The sequence below is a fragment of the Chryseobacterium phocaeense genome, from assembly GCF_900169075.1.
Taxonomy (GTDB): Bacteria; Bacteroidota; Bacteroidia; order Flavobacteriales; family Weeksellaceae; genus Chryseobacterium; species Chryseobacterium phocaeense.
Map to the genome: position 1 here is coordinate 438,716 of NZ_LT827015.1, position 17,521 is coordinate 456,236.

The window sequence follows — 17,521 nt, forward strand, 5'->3', positions numbered from 1 at the left end:
AACAATGAAAAGACTTTTCTATATATCTTCATGTATCCTGGTTCTGGGAGCCGCCCTGGCATGTGACAGGAGCCTCGATGAGATCAATAAAGACCAGAGCCGGATCAATAATCCTGTGGCAAGTTCACTCTTGGCACCGGTACAGTACAATATGGCCTCAGTGGGCTATAACAGGGCCAATGATTTTACTTTCGACCTGATGCAGGTTTCCCTGGATTTCCCGAACGAAGGAAATTCACTGAGCCGCTACTACATCACTGAAAATACAGGAGCCGGGTTCTGGAATAATTCTTACCGCTGGCTGAAGCAGGTGGACGACCTGAAAAGAGCCGCTTTGGAAGAAGGCGATAAAAATTACGAGGCGATTGCGCTGGTCCTGAACGCATGGATCTATTCCAACCTTACCGATACCTACGGCGATATTCCTTTTTCCGAAGCTTCAAAGCTTGATGATGGGATTTTACAGCCAAAATTTGACCGGCAGAAGGATATCTATGTAAAAATGCTGGATGATCTTAAAGCGGCTAACTCTCTTTTTATCACGAATAAGGTGCTGACAGGAAATGATTTGTTCTACAAAGCTGAAACAGACGCGAACGGAATCAACAACTGGAAAAAGTTCTGTAATTCGCTTTCATTAAGACTGTTGACGAGAATTTTAAATAGAAACGGGGAAGTAAATGTCTATGCGAGAATTCAGGAGATCATCAGTAATCCTGCTGTGTATCCGATTTTTCAAAGCAATGCTGATGGGGCTAAACTGGATATCACAGGGGTTTCCCCGCTGATGCCGCCTATTGCAAGGCCTCAGGATTTTACGACGGGAAGGGCCGCTTCGGAATTTTTTGTAACCACATTGAAAAACAACAACGATCCGCGTTTAGCTATGTTTTTCTCGCAGGCAAAAGATCTGAGCAATGTCAATATCGGCTATAAAGGTGCTCCTTCCGGTTATGCTTTCGGAACTACATTCGATTATCAGCCTTCCAATCTTAATCAGAACCTGGCCAAAGCGCCTTTGAAGATCTTCGTATATCCGTATGCCGAGCTTCAGTTCATCCTGTCTGAGCTTGCCTTAAAAGGCATTATCCCGGGAAGTGCACAAACGTACTACGAAAATGGAGTAAAAGCTGCTATTGAACAGTGGGGAGCAGTGGTTCCTGCCAATTATTTCAGTAATCCAAATGTGGAGTATAAACCTGAAATGCAAAGGATCATGCTTCAGAAATATATCGCACTTTTCTTTGTAGATCAGCAGCAGTGGTTTGAAAAAAGAAGAACAGGTTTCCCGGTGCTTCCAAACAATGGCGGCCTCCTGAATGGCGGTGCAATGCCTCTGAGATTAATGTACCCTCCAAATCCTAAGGTTTTGAATACCTCTAATTACCAGACTGCGGTTCAGCAGATGGGTGGAGATGATATCAATGTGAAAATGTGGTGGAATAAATAATGAAGAGTAAAGAAAAAAGAAAAAAGAAAAAAGATATGAGTATAAAGGTAAAATTTTTAATGCCGTGTGTGCTGTTTTCAGCAATGGCTTTCTCACAGGATTCTGTTTCGGGATATGTGTTTGAGGACAGTAATAGCAATCAAAAGAAAGAGAACCGTGAAAAAGGAGTGGAAGGCGTTGCCGTTTCCAATGGAGTGCAGGTGGTTCTTACTGATAAGAACGGAAGATACAGCCTGCCGGTTCAGGAAGACCAGACGATTTTTGTGATCAAACCATCGGGGTATCAAACCGCATTGAACAGTAATAACCTGCCACAGTTTTATTATCATCATAAACCAAAAGGTTCACCGGCTGATTTTAAATATAAAGGAACGGCACCCACGGGAGCACTCCCGAAAGAGCTGAATTTCCCGCTTTATAAAAAAGAAGAGAGCAAAAATTTTGACATTCTTGTTTTCGGAGATCCGCAGCCGTATACTGAAAAAGAGCTGGATTATTTCAGAAGAGGAATTGTGAATGAGGTGAAAAATACCAAGAAAAATGCAGTATTGGGAATCAGTCTGGGAGATTTGGTTGGAGACAACCTGAGCCTTCAGAAGCCTTATGCGGATGTGATGAAAGAGATCGGGCTGCCGTGGTACAACGTGATGGGAAATCATGATATGAATTATGATGCCAAAGAAGACCGTTTGTCAGATGAAACCTTTGAAAACAATTTCGGTCCGGCCAATTATTCTTTCAATTACGGAAATGTTCATTTCATCATTTTAGATGATATCCTGTATCCTGATCCAAGAGATGGGAAAGGCTACTGGGGCGGATTCCGTGAGGACCAGCTGAAATTTATTGAAAATGATCTGAAACTGGTTGATAAAAATAAACTCATCGTTATTTCTTTCCATATTCCTCTGGAGCATAACAATGAGGACAACTTCAGAAATGCAGACCGTCAGAAATTGTTTGATTTCCTGAATCCTTTTGAAAATGTACTGCTTTTATCAGCGCATACGCATATCCAGCAACAGATTTTCTACACCAAGAAATCAGGCTGGAACGGAGCAAAAGACCTTCATGAATATAATGTAGGGACCACCTGCGGAGACTGGTATTCCGGAACACCGGATGATGCCGGACTTCCTACCTCCACTATGAGAGACGGAACTGCGAAAGGCTATTCTTTTATCAGCTTTAATGATAACCAATATAAAGTGAAATACAGAACCGCCGGAAAACCGGAGGATTATCAGATTAAATTATACCTACCAAAGGTGATTCCTCATCCGTCAAAAACTTCTGCAAAGATCCTTGCCAACTTCTTTATGGGAAGCAAAAAGGACAAAGTAGAATACAGGATAGATAATGGAAACTGGGAAGAAATGGAGTACGATGAAGCTGTAGACCCAAATTTTGCCCTTTCCGTATTCAAATGGGATTCCACACAGAATCTGTTTCCGGGCAGAAGGCCTTCCAATCCTGAACTGTCAAAGCATATCTGGACCACTGGATTTCCTAAGAAACTGGCTTTAGGAAAGCATAAACTTGAGGTGAGGGCTGCCGATATGTACGGAAATCAGTTTACGGCTTCGGAAGAATTTGAGGTACAGAACCCTGTTCTTATTCCATAGCTTTTTCATTTTTTTACTATACTTTCAATAGAAACCGGCTTGTAATAGGGCCGGTTTTGTTTTTTTATAACTTTTGAATGATAGATTGAAATCCTGCTTATTTTTTGACGCATTAAGAGGGATTTAAGAAGGTAAGGAAAGTTAAGGAAAATCTAAAAGTTTTTTAACCCTACTCTTCAAGCGCAGCTCAAACTTAATATTCTTAAAAACTTAAATTCTCCTTAATGGTTTTAAAATTTCACCTGCTTTTGTGATTGTTTTTTATCTCCCACAGATTTCTCAGATTTTCACAGATGATTGCGTATATTTTTCAGCATAAAAATCTTTGATTTTTTTCAAAACTTATGTGAACTTTTTCTGCGCAAAGAATTGAACTTTAAAATAACTAAAGTGTTAAAAACTTTGCCCCTTTTGTGGTTAAAAACATCCGGACTTCGTTTCGCTATTAAAATTCAGTTAAATCTGTATTCAACCGCTTCTGACAACTTGTTCTTTCGTAAATTTGTTGTACGAAAAATATCATTATGAACATAAACGGAAAAAATGCCATCGTTACAGGTGGTGGAAGAGGACTTGGAAAAGCGGTTGCTATTGCTTTGGCTCATGAAGGAGTAAATGTTGCAGTTACGGGAAGAAATGAAGAAAATCTTAAAAATACCGTTGAGGAAATTAAAGCCTTGGGCGTGAATTCAGCTTACGCGGTTTTCAGTATTGATGAGGAATCTGAAGTGAAGGCGGGTATAGAAACTCTTGCCGGTCAGCTTGGAGGGGTGGATATTCTGGTGAATAATGCAGGAATCGGGGATTTTGGAAGTATTGAGGATATGCCATCCGAAACCTGGGAGCAGGTGATCAGAACCAATCTTTTCGGGGTTTATTATGCCGCTAAAGCTGTGTATCCGTTCCTGAAAGAGAATGGGGAGGGGGATATCGTTAACGTGGCTTCTACAGCAGGTTTAAAAGGAGGCCCGAATATGTCGGCATATGCTGCATCAAAAGCGGCTGTGGTTTCATTATCACAATCTATGATGGCAGAATGGAGAAAACAGAATATCCGCGTTATCACCCTGACACCAAGTACCATCGCTTCTGATATGAGCATCCAGGGCGGACTTACAGACGGAAACCCGGATAAAGTACTTCAGCCTGAAGATTTTGCAGAATGGGTAAGAGATATTTTAAAAATGAACAGAAGAGCATTAATTGCCAATGGTTCTATTTTTTCTACGAATCCGTAAGATTAGTTATTAGTTATTAGTTATTAGTTATTAGTTGTGGCAGAAAATATTCAATAGGAACGGGCTTCAGCCCGTTTTTTTATTCAGACAGTTCATCCGGCTTCAGCCAAAATATAAAAACATTTTCAGGCGTTTGGCATTGAAATAAAAACCATGATGGGCAAAATATAGCATACTCGTAACACTTCTATTTTTTTAACAATAATAACATTCTTACTTTTGCAGTAAATTATTCACTCACATGCAAAATTATTTGGAATTCAATTTCAAGATTTCTCCATTACAGCCATGGAACGAGATATTAATGGCAGAGCTTATCGAAATAGGTTTTGACAGCTTTACAGAAGAAATTGACGGAATTTTAGGATATATTCAGAAAGAACTGTTCAATGAAGATGAACTTAAAGCACTTCCGCTTTTTGACAATGAAAATGTACAGATCAGCTACACTTTTGAGGAGATGCCAAACATCAACTGGAACGAAGAATGGGAAAAGAATTTTTCGCCGATCAATATTGAAGATAAAGTGCTGATCCGGGCAGAATTCCATGAATCTGTACCGGGAATGCATGAAATTATTATTCAGCCTAAAATGTCTTTCGGAACAGGGCATCACCCTACGACACACCTGATGATCCAGCAGATGATGGATATTGATTTTACCGGTAAAAAAGTCCTGGATATGGGATGCGGAACCTCTGTGCTTGCTATTTATGCTAAACAACAGGGCGCTGGAAATGTGAAAGCAATTGATATTGATGAATGGTCCGTAGAAAATTCAAAAGAAAATGCTGTCAGAAATGGCGTTGAACTGGATATTGAACTGGGAACGGCAGATAATCTGGGAAAAGAGAATTTTGATATTATCTTAGCCAATATCAACAGGAATATCCTGATCTCTGATATTCCAACATATGTTTCCGTGATGAATGAAGGAGGAAAACTGCTGTTATCCGGCCTGTGCTTTTTTGATGTGGACGATATCCTTGAAGTGTGTAAAGAAAGCGGACTGGAGCTGAAGAAGCAGCTACAGCGTGAAGAATGGGTAAGCTTGCTGCTTGAGAAATAATCAAAACACAATACAGATATGAAATCCTTGCTGACCGTTTTATTTTTGATGGCGCTGCAGCTTTTTTCAGCTCAGGAAGAAAATGAGGTGTATCCTGACGGAGTTTTCAGCTTTGAAGAAAATAAAACCCAGAAAATTTTTACAGATTGGACCAGGGTCAGAAAAGATCCGGATGTGCAGTCTGAACTTTTAGATTCCCTGCAGACCAATCAGCAGGTGATGATCCTTAAGAAGGAAGAAAAAGTACTGAGGTTAGGGGAAAGAGGAGCCAACTGGTATAAAGTATCATATCAGAAAGGTGATGTGACGTCAGAGGGTTATATCTGGGGTGGAAATCTGTGTGTAGGCTACCGAAACAAAAACGGCTATGACTTTCTTTTTGGATTGTCAAAAACAGTAGACCGGAAAAATAAAGGTTACAATGAAACCATAAAGCAGAATATTGCCGGAATAAAAGTCATGGAAGGAAACACTTTAATTGATGAGGTATACTTTGACACAGGAAGGGGAGAGGAGCTGAGCTATGCCACATTCGCAATAGAAAGCGGACATAAGCTGCAAAATGTAGACCTGACCCTTAAAGCCATGGTTTCCGGAGAAGCGTGCGGAATTGCAAGCTACGATCAATATGTGCTATTTAAAGGTAAAAAATTAGTTGCTCTTCCACAGCTTACGAATGTAGGAGATGCAGATGTATACTATCATTCCGAAGAATTTGTATTTCCCAATGATAAAGGCGGAATTCCCAATGCTTTCATCTTTAAAATGGAAGAAATGGAGAAAGATGATAAGGACAGGGAAAAGAAAAAGCGTTCGTCCAAAACTTACCTTTGGGACGGAAATTCATATCGGTTGAAATAAATTTCTTACTAAAATATATCGCACCGCTGTATGAAAATACGGCGGTTTTTTTTTTGAATTTTTTTTTTTTTTTTTTTAGCTCCATAAATAACAAACCCAAATACAATTTTAATGATGCCACCCCTGAGTGCAGAAGTAAATACTGCCACTTCAAACCTGAACAGCACAATAGCAGCCAGTCCCAACGCAGCTCCCAAAACCCAGTAAATACGCAGACCATAGATGCTGGCAAATGTAAGGTAGCGCCCTCCAATGATCATCAGCATTCCCTGGAAAAACCATTCCGTTTTAGTTAAAGACAGGATATAAGCCAACGGAATACACATAATCATCCAAATCGTGCCTTCCATCGCAAGCCTGGCGAGGAGATTGTTTTTTTGATGTTCTCCTTTTATACCCATCAGTTTTCCCATTAATGCGGAGAGCGGAAATATCATTGCCCCTCCGATGAGCAGGGCCCAGATTCCTTTTTGCGGGGAATAAAAATTCACGATCAGGCCGGAAATCACCCAAATGATCCCGGAGACCAAAACGCCTGTTGAGCCATAGGCATAGCCGGTTTTCATATCCCGCTGGGAATCCTGAAGACTGCCCATATTTAAATTTTTATCTGTCATGATTAGCGTTTTTATAAAACATAAATATCAGAAAGTCTCATATGATGTGCAAGTTATGAATAGGAGTATCTATCAACGACTTGCTTTTAAATACATTGAAAAGATTTGTCATATGAAACACATACCTGTTCCTGTTTGGGACTGGTATTTCTAGGTGGAGATCTGCTTAGTCTTTCATTAAAATCGATGTTGCCGGCGCGTTTGTGTCCTTCTGCAAGTTCGCACGCAAAAGTCCGTCAGCTGGCTGACGGACTGTGTTGTGTTTTCAGAATCTTTAAGTATTACTGTTATGGTTTGAAAGAATTTATTTTTTTGTTTTCAAAATAGTGACATCCGATTGGAGTGATTTTACCATCTTCTCCAGATCATCGATAGTCTTTTGCTGTTCCTTTATCGCATTAACCAGAATCACGCAGACTTTAGAATAATCTACAGAAAGTAAGGAGTTTTCTTTTTCCTCTCCTGATACAAGTTCGGGAATAATAGTTTGTAATTCTTGTGCTATAAATCCTATATCTTTGGTTTTGGATTTTTTAAGAATATAATTGTGAGGCTGCATTTTCAGTACATCTTTTAGCCCGTATTGGTTCATATCGGTTATATTCTCCTTGATTCTTCTGTCTGAAAGACTGGAAGTAGATACTGCCCGAAGCTGTCCGTGGAAATCATATAGTGACTGAGTTATACCTGCAGAAGTCCCGGGATCCTGATCAAAAACAACTGCGTACTGATTGCCTTCAACAATTGCAGATCCATTTGAAGTATATCCCGGATAAATATTTAAAGTAGGATTTCCTGTTACATTGGTATTGGTTAATGAAAGCATTGGCGTATTCCCTGCACCGCTTCCGGCTACTGTAAGCCTTCCGGAGGTTGCCTGGGCTCCTATTCCCACCTTTCCATCCTGCTCAATTCTCATACGGGTCACATTTGTTAAAGTTCCGTTGGGTACCGTCCTGAACTCAAGACGGGATCCTGCGGCAGTAGCACTAAATGTCTCTGTAGCTTCAGAATATACTATAGGAACTCCGTTTATTATATCTGTTATAAAACCTGTTCCATTATTGCCAACAAAGGAAATGGCTCCTAAGCCGTCTCCGCTTACTACGGCTGCATTACTGGTAGGAGTTGTTGCCTTGTTTCTTCTCAATACAAGATATGCCGGTGATCCTGTCCCCGTTCCGGCAGTAGCTCTTTCGCTGATCATTCCTCCTGCTGCTGTAGTTACCACATGAAAGGCTGCAGTTGGTGTACTTGTTCCCACCCCGACATTTCCAGCAGACGTTACCCTCATCCTTTCTGTATTGTTGGATCGGGTAACAAAATCCTGGGCATCTGTTGTTCCGATAAAGTTAGTAGCAGGTGTCGTTCCGGCATTACCGGTCTTGCTCCAGTTATTTGCGGCACCAAAGGTTGCTGCGGAAAGTTGTCTCAAGTTTCCGTTGGCGTCTGTAGTAATAACGTTATCTGCTGCTGCCCCTGTAGGTAAAGTACGTACCCTCGCCCCGCCGTTTACATCTAAAGTATTGGTAGGAGCATTATTGGCAATACCGATATTTCCTGTAGCATGTTCAATGAAAAGCCTGTTAATGGTTCCCGTTCGTAAACTTAAATTAGAAGCTGAACTGGATCCGTAAAATACAGCATCGCTATTATTTTGAATCCCCCAGGTATTGGTAATTGCACCGTCGGTAATGGTCCCTTGTAAAAACTGGTTCGTGGCCAGTGCAGTTGTTCGGGCAATTACTGCCTGAGTAGAAGGAGTTGATACTACAACAAGTTTTCCTTCAGGAGTAGCAGTGCCTATACCCACATTTCCTGCTGATGTTACTCTCATTTTTTCAGTATTATTCGTACGTGTTACAAAATCCTGAGCATCAGTAGTTCCTATAAAATTAGTGGCAGGATCTGTAGCAGCGTTTCCCAATTTAGTCCAATTGCTGTTAGCACTGAAAGTCCCTGAAGCAACCTGTCTCAAATTCCCGTTAGCATCAGCAGTTACGATATTGTCTGCCACTGCGCCGGCTGCCAGTGTACGCACTCTCACGCCTCCGTTTACGTCAACAAGAGCGGTGGGCGCCGCTGTACCGAAACCGATGTTACCCGTAGAGGTTACTCTTACTCTCTCAATATTATTGGACCGGGTAACAAAATCCTGGGCGTCCGTGGTTCCGATAAAATTAGCAGTAGGTGTAGTCCCTGCATTTCCTGTCTTGCTCCAATTGTTTGTGGCACCCAGAGTAGTTCCTGTAACCTGTCTTAAATTTCCGTTCGCATCTGTAGTAATTACATTATCCGTTGGCGTTCCTGTCGGTAAAGTACGCACTCTTGCATTTCCATTCACATCTAGCAGTGCTGTTGGAGCAGTAGTGCCGATACCGGTATTACCTAATTCATTTATTGTCATCCTGTTGGTGCCGGAAGTCGAAATCTTCAAATCGGTTAAGTTGGTAGTTCCATCACCTAAATAAGTAGAAGTAATGTTGGATGAATTTGTAAAAGTAAAATTTTCTCCTATTCTAGGATTAAAATACAATCCCCCTATTATATCACCGCTAATAAGATTGGTTGGAGCGGCTGCAGTTCCTCTGGCGCTACCCAGAAAAAAGCCCGGTGCAGTGGAAGTTCCAAAACCATTGAAATATATATCATTTCCGGATCCGCCACCAGCGTTATCCGAAACAATGTCTATTTTGCCCAGTGGGGTTGAAGTCCCAAAGCCTAATCTGTTGTTGGCTCCATCCACAGAGAAGTTATTCCCCGCTATTGAAAATCCATTGACCTGATTGGTATTAAAGGTCAGTGTATTTCCTCCCTGGGAAACAATTCTATTACCGGAAAGTGTCCCGTTTGAGTTATAAATGTTAATATTCGGATTGAGCTTTGCCCAGACCGTACCGTCAAAATAATAGTACCCGACAGCATCAATATTCAAAGCGGTTCCTGTTTGTGCTCCGGTATCAATACTTTGTACGTAAATCATCGTAGAAACCGGTGCAGAGGTCATATTTTGAGCTCTTTCCCTGTCTACTCTCGGAATTAATAGTCCATCAATGAGGGTAGTGGGCCCGGTACTGTTCTTTGCGGTAATATCTAAGGTAGACTGTGGAGAATCAGTAAGAATACCTACCTGTGCTTTCATCTGTATTGTAGAGGTAACCGCTACCGTTACAATAAAAAAGGAAATCTTTTTCATATTTTGTTAAGTTTAAGTGATTAAATTTGTGATTAGTATTATATAATTAATAATATGATGTGGTATTGTAAATATAATGAATATATTTTTTTTATTATTTACTTTTAAATGTTAAATTTCACGGTATTTTGAAATAAATTTTAAAATTTTTCTTAATCCGAATTTATTTCTGTAAGCATGTCGAAAATAATCAATAGGGAGAACAGCAAAGGGTTGCTTTATCAGAGTATAACGGGGAAGGGTGAGACAAAAAAGCTTGCGTATTTCTGTAGAGTCATAGGGTGAGGTATAGATGTATTGCTATAATTCGTAATCTTACCTAATGCATTTACATCTTTCCAGCTCTGAAATCCCTACATAATCGCCTGAGCCGAAAAGTATTAATTGTAACAGGCATTTCAGGATGTACCATTTCAATAGCGAATGGCCCAATAATCTGATCTGCGAAAAATAAAAGTCTCTATATTGATGTAAAGACTTGGTTATCAAATTTAATTCGAAAGGATCCGAACCTTTGAGATCCCCATTAAAATAGGAATGTTCTATTCAGCTGATCTTTTATGATGCTGTTATAAAGCAAAAAAGACTTCACATTTCTGTAAAGTCTTTTTCAGTGAACTTGGAAGGATTATCTTCGAACCGTCTGATACAAGATTTGAATTGGATTCTGAAATTAAATATTTGATTATGAACTGTTTGTGTTTGTGTTCGGAGAGTTCGAATCCTTTTGCGATATGTTGACGGGAGCGATTTTTCGAACTTTTGTCCTAATATTTTAAGAAGTATAATTGTCAATATTTTGGTTTTTAGTACTTTAGGATTTGTAATTCAAGTTCGAATCCTCTTGCCATATTGATTTTTATTAATTTTTCGGACTATTTTAATGGCCAAAATACGTATTTTACAAATTGGAGTTGATAATAATCAGCTCCAATTTAGTTTATAAAAGAAATGTATTTTTATATATTTTTAATCATGATGTTGATTATAAGTTTTATAATTTCATTTTTTTTACATGAAAGGGAGAGGAGTGGAATTGTTTTTTTATTTCTCTTGTATCTGACAAGTAAGATTGGTATCGGGGACTTATACCAATTCTGCAGTCAATGGGCAATAATTTCTTTTAAATTACGGATTCCCGTAGCTGTTATCAATAGTATTTTATTTTTTTTGCCTAAATTTAGCTATAAAGTATTGACCAAAAATGAATTCTTAGCAAAAAATGTTTGTAGCGTGTAACTTTTGCAACACGATTGGCATGTAGAATTCGATTAAGTTTTTATGAGAAGAGATCAAGGTCTATATAGTAAATATGATCAGCTGCTGCCTTCAAAATTTAGAGGTGGCTATCTTATCATTGCCCTAGATGAAAAGATAAAGTTCGGCGAACTGGATGAATACTTTACTTTGAATGATATTGAGTTCATTCTGCGGGAGATTAGCTTTGAATTTGAGCAGGAATCCGTGAGGCAGTGGTCTCAGATTAAAGATGATCTGCTAAATTACCTTATTGCAAATCACCCAGAGGAACCCGGTAGATATTACCTAACGGAATATGCTAAAGGAGTTTTAGATTTGATGCGTAATAAGCTAGAAAATCCTTATAAGAATCAGCCTTTAAAAGAGAATTTTGAGAAATGTTTTTCTATTCTACCGCAAGAGATCAAGGATATCAATGATCTTGAAAGGAAATTCGGAAGATTATTTATTGCGGGACCAAAAAAAATAATCATTGATCATCTAGAGGGGCTTGAGGACGAGCTTAGAGACGCCTATCTTATGTTAAATGGTCTTCTAGACAATCAGGGACAGGAGGCTGTGGAGATGGTGAGGGCATTCGCGCTTACCTTCCGGAAATTTGGTGAGCGTGCGCAAGATATTACTGATGCAATGCGAAGCAAGGATAGATTTCTAAAGGATCTTGGTGATGTGGTCGATTTTTTTTATAGAGAAATGGACGAAGGGAGAAGTTTGGAGGATAGCGATAAAAAGAAAAAACTCAATGAAAATTGGGAACGTTCCAGAGCGATCTATGCCGACATAGAGATTTTCTTTAATGCTGTTGAGCGTAAGATTAATGGTGCCCGTAGGCAGATTTTCAATGCAAGTGAGAAGCTCAGCGAGTTACAGGAATATTTTTCCAGCCGGTCCAATTATAGACTGAAAGTTCAGAAACTGCTTGTCTATCTTTTGGAGACGTCATCCTTTGGTGAGGATGAAATTAATGTGGATACGGATTTTCCATTGAAAAACCTGGTGTATGAGCAGCCTAGGATGTTCCACCAAAAGCATTATGAATTTGTTGATCGAGCACCAAATAGAGTAATTGTTGTTTTACCCGATCCTTTATATGAGCACCAGGAGCGCGAAAAGATCGATCAGGAAGTTTCACGACAGCAGGTTATAAACATATGGGTCGAAAAGTTAACAGAGCAGCTCGTAAATGAAAAGGATCTATCATTGGAAAGGGAAATGCGTCGGATTATCGATGACCAAGGTGATTTTAGTGTTGCATATGGAGTTGCTGCCGAACTTATTGCACTTGCCTCAACGGAGCAAGGAATACAGATCGATATTCGCCAGCAGCTCACCGAAATTCAAAAAGAAAATTTGACAACATGGATAACAAAGATAACGATGTAATTTCTTATGCTTTTTTGGCCAAAGAAAATATTGAGAAGCATTTTGCAGATATCAATTTAAAGCTACTCTCGGGTAGGCATATCGATGAGCGGGATTATCTAGCTTTCAACTTAATTGAAGATAATCTCGAGCATTGGAAAACATTTTACGGAAGGTTGTACAGATTAGATCTTGTTTCGGGCAATTTTGATGGGCAGTTTTGCTTTTACTTGAATTTTTTTGACGATTCCAAAGGACTATTTCTGGACTATTCCCGCCATAGGGTCATTAGTTCTACCCAGACACTTATTGGACTTATGTTGATCGACATTTATTATAAGCGGTTTTTCGATGAGAATAAAATCGTAAAATGGTCTGATCTCCGCAATATCATTTTAGAAGGTGAACTACAGCATTCCTACAAAAAAGTACTCTTCGGTGAAGTTCGTGAGTCCAACAGCTATGATGCCCGGGAATGGGGAAATGTCTATCGCAAGTTCAATAAAACTATTGATCTTTTTGATAAAATAGGTTGGGTAGAGAAGTTGCCCAGCACGGGTGGTACGGAGGTTCAGAGTTTTGAACTTCGCCCTGCAATCAATAGACTTGCGAAAATGTATGACAGGGAACTTGAGAATTTCGACATATTTGTATCCCAGCTTACGATGAAATCAAAAATAAAGATGAACAATGATGATGAATCCTAAGATATATTCACTTTCCACGGTTGGATTGCTGAAACACTATAACAATGATTATCTATTCCATGAGAAAAGGACTGATTTTATTGGGCCTAACGGTGTTGGAAAGTCAATTCTTGCCGACTTGTTGCAGTTATTGTTTATTTATGACAGGGAACTCATCAAGTTTGGTACTGAAGATATGAAGCAAACAAGGTTCATCCACACTCTTCCGCTGGGGGATGGCTGCGGCTACTGTTTTTTGAATGTACTTGTGGAGCCAGACCGTTTTATAACTATAGGCGTACAGATCAGTGATCAGGAGCGGAAACGTCTGGTACCATTTGTGATTAGTAATAGTGCAGAACTTAAATCGGAACGTTCTGAAATGCTATTGTATAAAGAACAGCTACTGCTTTCTCGGGATTTTGTAATTGATGGAATTATTCCAGAAATTGAGGATCTTGCCGAGTCGCTTGCAGTCCAGCAAAATCTTAAACTTGTTTTTTTTAAAACTAAGGAGCAGGTTGAGGAATATTATCATTTTCTTAGTGAGAAGAAAATTTTACCGATAAATCTTGCAAGGGGGAACAACCTAAAGGTATTTGCTAAGGTAATACAGTCTTTCTCGAAGGCCAAGACTTTGAAACTTTCAGGAAGGGATGCATCAAAAAATTTGAAAGAATTTCTGTTGGAAGAAAGTGAGGATGATGTACATGCGGATTTCAATAAAAAGAAAAATGATCTAGAGAAAGTATTAAAAGATTATTCAAGATTAAATGAACATATAAAATTACTTAGTATCAAGCAAAATAGGTTAGAAGCGTTAAACGGGAAGTTTAATTCTTGGCAGAATCTTCTTATGGAGTTCAAAAGGGCTAAATTAAGCAACTGTAAGATTGAAATTGAAAGATATACCAATCTCGTGAACGAAAAATCGATACAGGCTACAAATCTATTGAATACCAAGCAAAAATTGTCTTTATTGATGGAAAAGATTCCCGATATGGAAAGACGTATTACATCAAGTCTTCAGGTTGCTCAACAAAATTATAAGAATATTTATAGGTATGTAAAGCTCGGTCAAGAGGCTATTGAATTATCTCAACAGCTGGATGCACTTCGAGCTATTGTTCTTCCTAGAGTAGATGCAAGTTGGAAAGGGGTAATAAAGAGAGTTGATGTTACTTTACGCAATGTTGAGGTTTTTGAAAATGCTGTCAACTATGCTAGACCATATTTAATGAATTACTCTACACTTGATAAATTGGATCAGGTAAGAGAGAAACAGCTACAGATGTTAGAAAGCTCTAAATCTATGCTGACTGTGCAAAAAGTACAACAAGAAAAATTGCTCGAACTACTTGCAAAAAATTCTAGTGAAAGCCTATTGTACTGGTTTATTCAAAATTTGCCTGATCTTAATGATGACCAAGTCCAGACATTGCTTTATTTTGCCACCTTGTCTACCAAAGAGCTTGTAGATCCAGTTAACGGAGATAGATTCATTGAGCCGGCGGATTTTGCAACAATCCAAACTGAAAAACGACCTGGCGGGATATGGGTGAAGTTGGATAAAATAGCGGAATTCATAGCTTATAACGGAGATGCAGAAATGCTTATGGACCGGAAAGGATTGGATGCTGGAGTTAAGAAGCTAAATGAGAAGGTAAATAGCGAGCTTCAACTTGTGAAGAGCAAGATTAGAGCTCTTAGTGATATCAGGGACGGTAAGGAGTATGAAAGATCACTTTTTGATTATTCTTATGCACCAGATATTTGTGATTCTTCACAAAAGGGAAAGCTAATGGAGGCTGTAGCTTACATTCTCCAACTGCCGGAAAAAATCGAAGGATTAGAGTCGGTGTATAGACAGAAGTCTGAACAACTTTTGGAGTTGCAACATAACTTCTCACTAAGAAATGACGCAAGGCCAGAAGATGTTGAAAAAATTTTGGAAGGGGTACAGGATATGTGGCTGAAGCGCTCAAAAAAAATTTCTAAATATGCTGGAATTAAAGAAGGTGAGATTCTATCACTTGAAAAGGAAATTCGAATATTGAATAATGATATTTCAGGCCAGAGAAACCATGTCCTTCAATTAGAAGGGGAATTTAAAATTCTGATGGCAGATTTTCAACGTAATTTTGAGAAGCAAGAACTAATATTTCTTGAACAGTCACAAGATCTGGAGATTTTGCAGAATAAGTGCTCAGAATCACTAAACGCCTATACTCGAATGTATGTGGAGATTGTTTCAGACTTTGCGGAAACTAAAGGAGGGAAAAACAGTGAAGTTGAATATGAACTTCAGCATAGTTCATTTTCATTCGCTGTATTGGAGCGAGTTCTACTTGGAAGCAAGCTCAAAACGAGAGATGACATTGTTCCGGCATTGCGGGAGGCTAATGATGAGCGTACCCGTATTGCAGATAACATTCGTTATAAGATGGCTGAGGTTTTCTCAAAAACTGCCAAAAACTATAAGCGTTATAAAGCTCAAATCGAAAAGATTGACGGTTTTTTTATGAACAGGAAGAAAATAAGTGGAAAGTATAATTTTATCGTGAGATTTGATCCTAGTGCAAGTATTAAGATTGAATATCTTGAGAAAATGGCCAATGAAATACGTTATGTGGCAATGAATGGTGAACTAGAGCTTTTTAATCAATCTATCGATGGTTTTCTTGAAGAGTTTTTTCGAAAAATGGCAGGTCTAAAAGATCGCGTGTCAATCTCCGAGTTGCTTGATGCCAAGACATACTTTTCGATTAGTACAAGTTTAAAGGATGATTTGGGAGAGGATATATCCGGTAGTACGGGCGAAAGTTATTCCGCTATTGCATTACTCGCTGTAGCTAGACTTTCAAGTCAAAAGGTGGATCAAGCAGGACTTCGTTTTATTATTCTGGAGGAATTGGGAAGTCTCGATAACACGAATTTTAATATTTTCCCGGATATAGCAGAGGAATTTCATTACCAAATTATTACGATGGCTCCGCATGCTTTTAATATCGGGCTGTCACAAGAATGGTATGCGCACCATCTAATTAAGGGAAAAGGGAATGACAAGATTAATCATTATCCTTCTTCTTCTTTTTTCAAAACCAAATCCGTGAGTTATGATCTTGCAGCCTATATAAACCGATTAGAAGAATGAATTGGATCGAACTAAAAGCACTCAATACATTATATAAAAATAAGGAGGTTAAGTTGAACCAGACACTGGCCTCTAGTCAAGAAATTAGTTATCTGATCAACTCTCGTCGCAAAATTGAACTGGGACATAGAATGTTATTCGTGTTGCCCGGCTATGAGGAAATGTACCAAAGAGACTATCTCAATAACTATGTTATTTATGAGACATTTTTGGAATCCAATGGGTTGCTATCACCATATTTGCGTTTTGAGGAATCAGATATAATTATTTTGATGGGAATACAGTGCGATGTTGAGAACGGAAACCTAGAACCACTGCGACAGCAGATTCTAAAGAGTGAGGTTACTGTAAGGATGGTATCACTGATGTTTTTTAGAAACGAAAAATATCTATTAGGTAAGTATTCTCTAATCAATAGCATTAAGTCTTTGCTTGGTATTAAGGAGCTCGCTGATGATAAAGATCAACAATATAAATTTGTGCTGGAGTGCAAAGATCCGAGGTGCATTGTATTATGCGAGAATATTGACTTTTTGAAGCGCCCAACCATCGCCAGAGCAAACCACATCGAGCTATGGTATGCCGGCGGAAAAAATATTGCAAAACTTGCTTTTGCAGATGTCCAAGGTAGAGGATTGCCAATCTTCTACTCCTGTGATTGGGATTATGACGGTTTGTGTGTGATTTATAAAAACGTACTGAATATTATCCCCGATATAAAGCTTTTGACACCCAATGGTAATCCCCGAGGGATATTGCAAACAAAGCATGACAGTAAATGGAATGGAATGCCGAAAGATATTGAGGAACTGTTGAGTCCGTTGCAGTTGGGCATACTCAGTGACTTGGTTCGTCGGGATGAGTGGATTATTGAGGAGTCAAACAATTTGCTCGCAATGTTAAGTTTAGATAGTTAAGATTTTGTAATTTATATTCTGCTATTTAAATATTATAATGATACTATTCAATTATTTAAAATTTATTGCAATTCTTTCTGCAAAAA

Annotated in this window: 11 protein-coding genes; 9 read left to right on the forward strand and 2 right to left on the reverse strand. The window is 38.9% G+C overall.

Annotated features, from left to right (window positions below):
• Positions 1 to 4 precede the first annotated feature (4 nt).
• The 5 genes from B7E04_RS08830 to B7E04_RS08850 all read left to right on the forward strand — a co-directional run bounded on the left by B7E04_RS08830 (position 5) and on the right by B7E04_RS08850 (position 6,243).
• Complete coding sequence (locus tag B7E04_RS08830; RefSeq protein ID WP_080778315.1) at positions 5 to 1,450, forward strand: SusD/RagB family nutrient-binding outer membrane lipoprotein; 1,446 nt, start codon at positions 5 to 7, stop codon at positions 1,448 to 1,450.
• 59 nt (positions 1,451 to 1,509) lie between these two features.
• A complete protein-coding gene (locus tag B7E04_RS08835) occupies positions 1,510 to 3,075 on the forward strand; it encodes a calcineurin-like phosphoesterase C-terminal domain-containing protein (RefSeq protein ID WP_139785475.1) in 1,566 nt (521 codons plus the stop codon).
• A gap of 524 nt (positions 3,076 to 3,599) precedes the next feature.
• Positions 3,600 to 4,313, forward strand: a complete 714-nt coding sequence (locus tag B7E04_RS08840; protein ID WP_080778316.1) for a 3-ketoacyl-ACP reductase — start codon at positions 3,600 to 3,602, stop codon at positions 4,311 to 4,313.
• A 241-nt stretch (positions 4,314 to 4,554) separates the two neighbouring features.
• Complete coding sequence (prmA, locus tag B7E04_RS08845) at positions 4,555 to 5,382, forward strand: 50S ribosomal protein L11 methyltransferase (RefSeq protein ID WP_080778317.1); 828 nt, start codon at positions 4,555 to 4,557, stop codon at positions 5,380 to 5,382.
• A gap of 18 nt (positions 5,383 to 5,400) precedes the next feature.
• Complete coding sequence (locus B7E04_RS08850; protein ID WP_080778318.1) at positions 5,401 to 6,243, forward strand: SH3 domain-containing protein; 843 nt, start codon at positions 5,401 to 5,403, stop codon at positions 6,241 to 6,243.
• Between the two features lie 8 nt (positions 6,244 to 6,251).
• Here the strand turns inward: B7E04_RS08850 and B7E04_RS08855 are convergent, their stop codons facing one another.
• Positions 6,252 to 6,860 carry a DUF7010 family protein gene (locus tag B7E04_RS08855; RefSeq protein WP_228439874.1) on the reverse strand — a complete coding sequence of 203 codons (609 nt, stop codon included), beginning with the start codon at positions 6,858 to 6,860 and terminating at the stop codon, positions 6,252 to 6,254.
• A 304-nt stretch (positions 6,861 to 7,164) separates the two neighbouring features.
• Positions 7,165 to 10,056, reverse strand: coding sequence for a tail fiber domain-containing protein (locus B7E04_RS08860; protein ID WP_080778319.1), 2,892 nt, complete (start codon positions 10,054 to 10,056; stop codon positions 7,165 to 7,167).
• 1,281 nt (positions 10,057 to 11,337) lie between these two features.
• Here B7E04_RS08860 and B7E04_RS08870 point away from each other — a divergent pair.
• From B7E04_RS08870 to B7E04_RS08885, 4 genes are read left to right on the forward strand one after another with little or no spacing between them, the layout of a single operon-like run.
• Positions 11,338 to 12,699, forward strand: coding sequence for a hypothetical protein (locus B7E04_RS08870; RefSeq protein ID WP_080778321.1), 1,362 nt, complete (start codon positions 11,338 to 11,340; stop codon positions 12,697 to 12,699).
• A complete protein-coding gene (locus tag B7E04_RS08875) occupies positions 12,675 to 13,385 on the forward strand; it encodes a condensin complex protein MksE (RefSeq protein ID WP_080778322.1) in 711 nt (236 codons plus the stop codon). Before B7E04_RS08870 ends, B7E04_RS08875 begins: the two co-directional genes overlap by 25 nt.
• The gene (locus B7E04_RS08880) at positions 13,369 to 16,518 is read left to right on the forward strand and encodes a hypothetical protein (RefSeq protein ID WP_139785367.1); all 3,150 of its coding nucleotides are present in this window, start codon (positions 13,369 to 13,371) and stop codon (positions 16,516 to 16,518) included. The genes B7E04_RS08875 and B7E04_RS08880 overlap by 17 nt, the downstream gene beginning before the upstream one ends.
• Positions 16,515 to 17,435, forward strand: coding sequence for a hypothetical protein (locus B7E04_RS08885; protein ID WP_080778324.1), 921 nt, complete (start codon positions 16,515 to 16,517; stop codon positions 17,433 to 17,435). Before B7E04_RS08880 ends, B7E04_RS08885 begins: the two co-directional genes overlap by 4 nt.
• Positions 17,436 to 17,521: the final 86 nt, after the last annotated feature.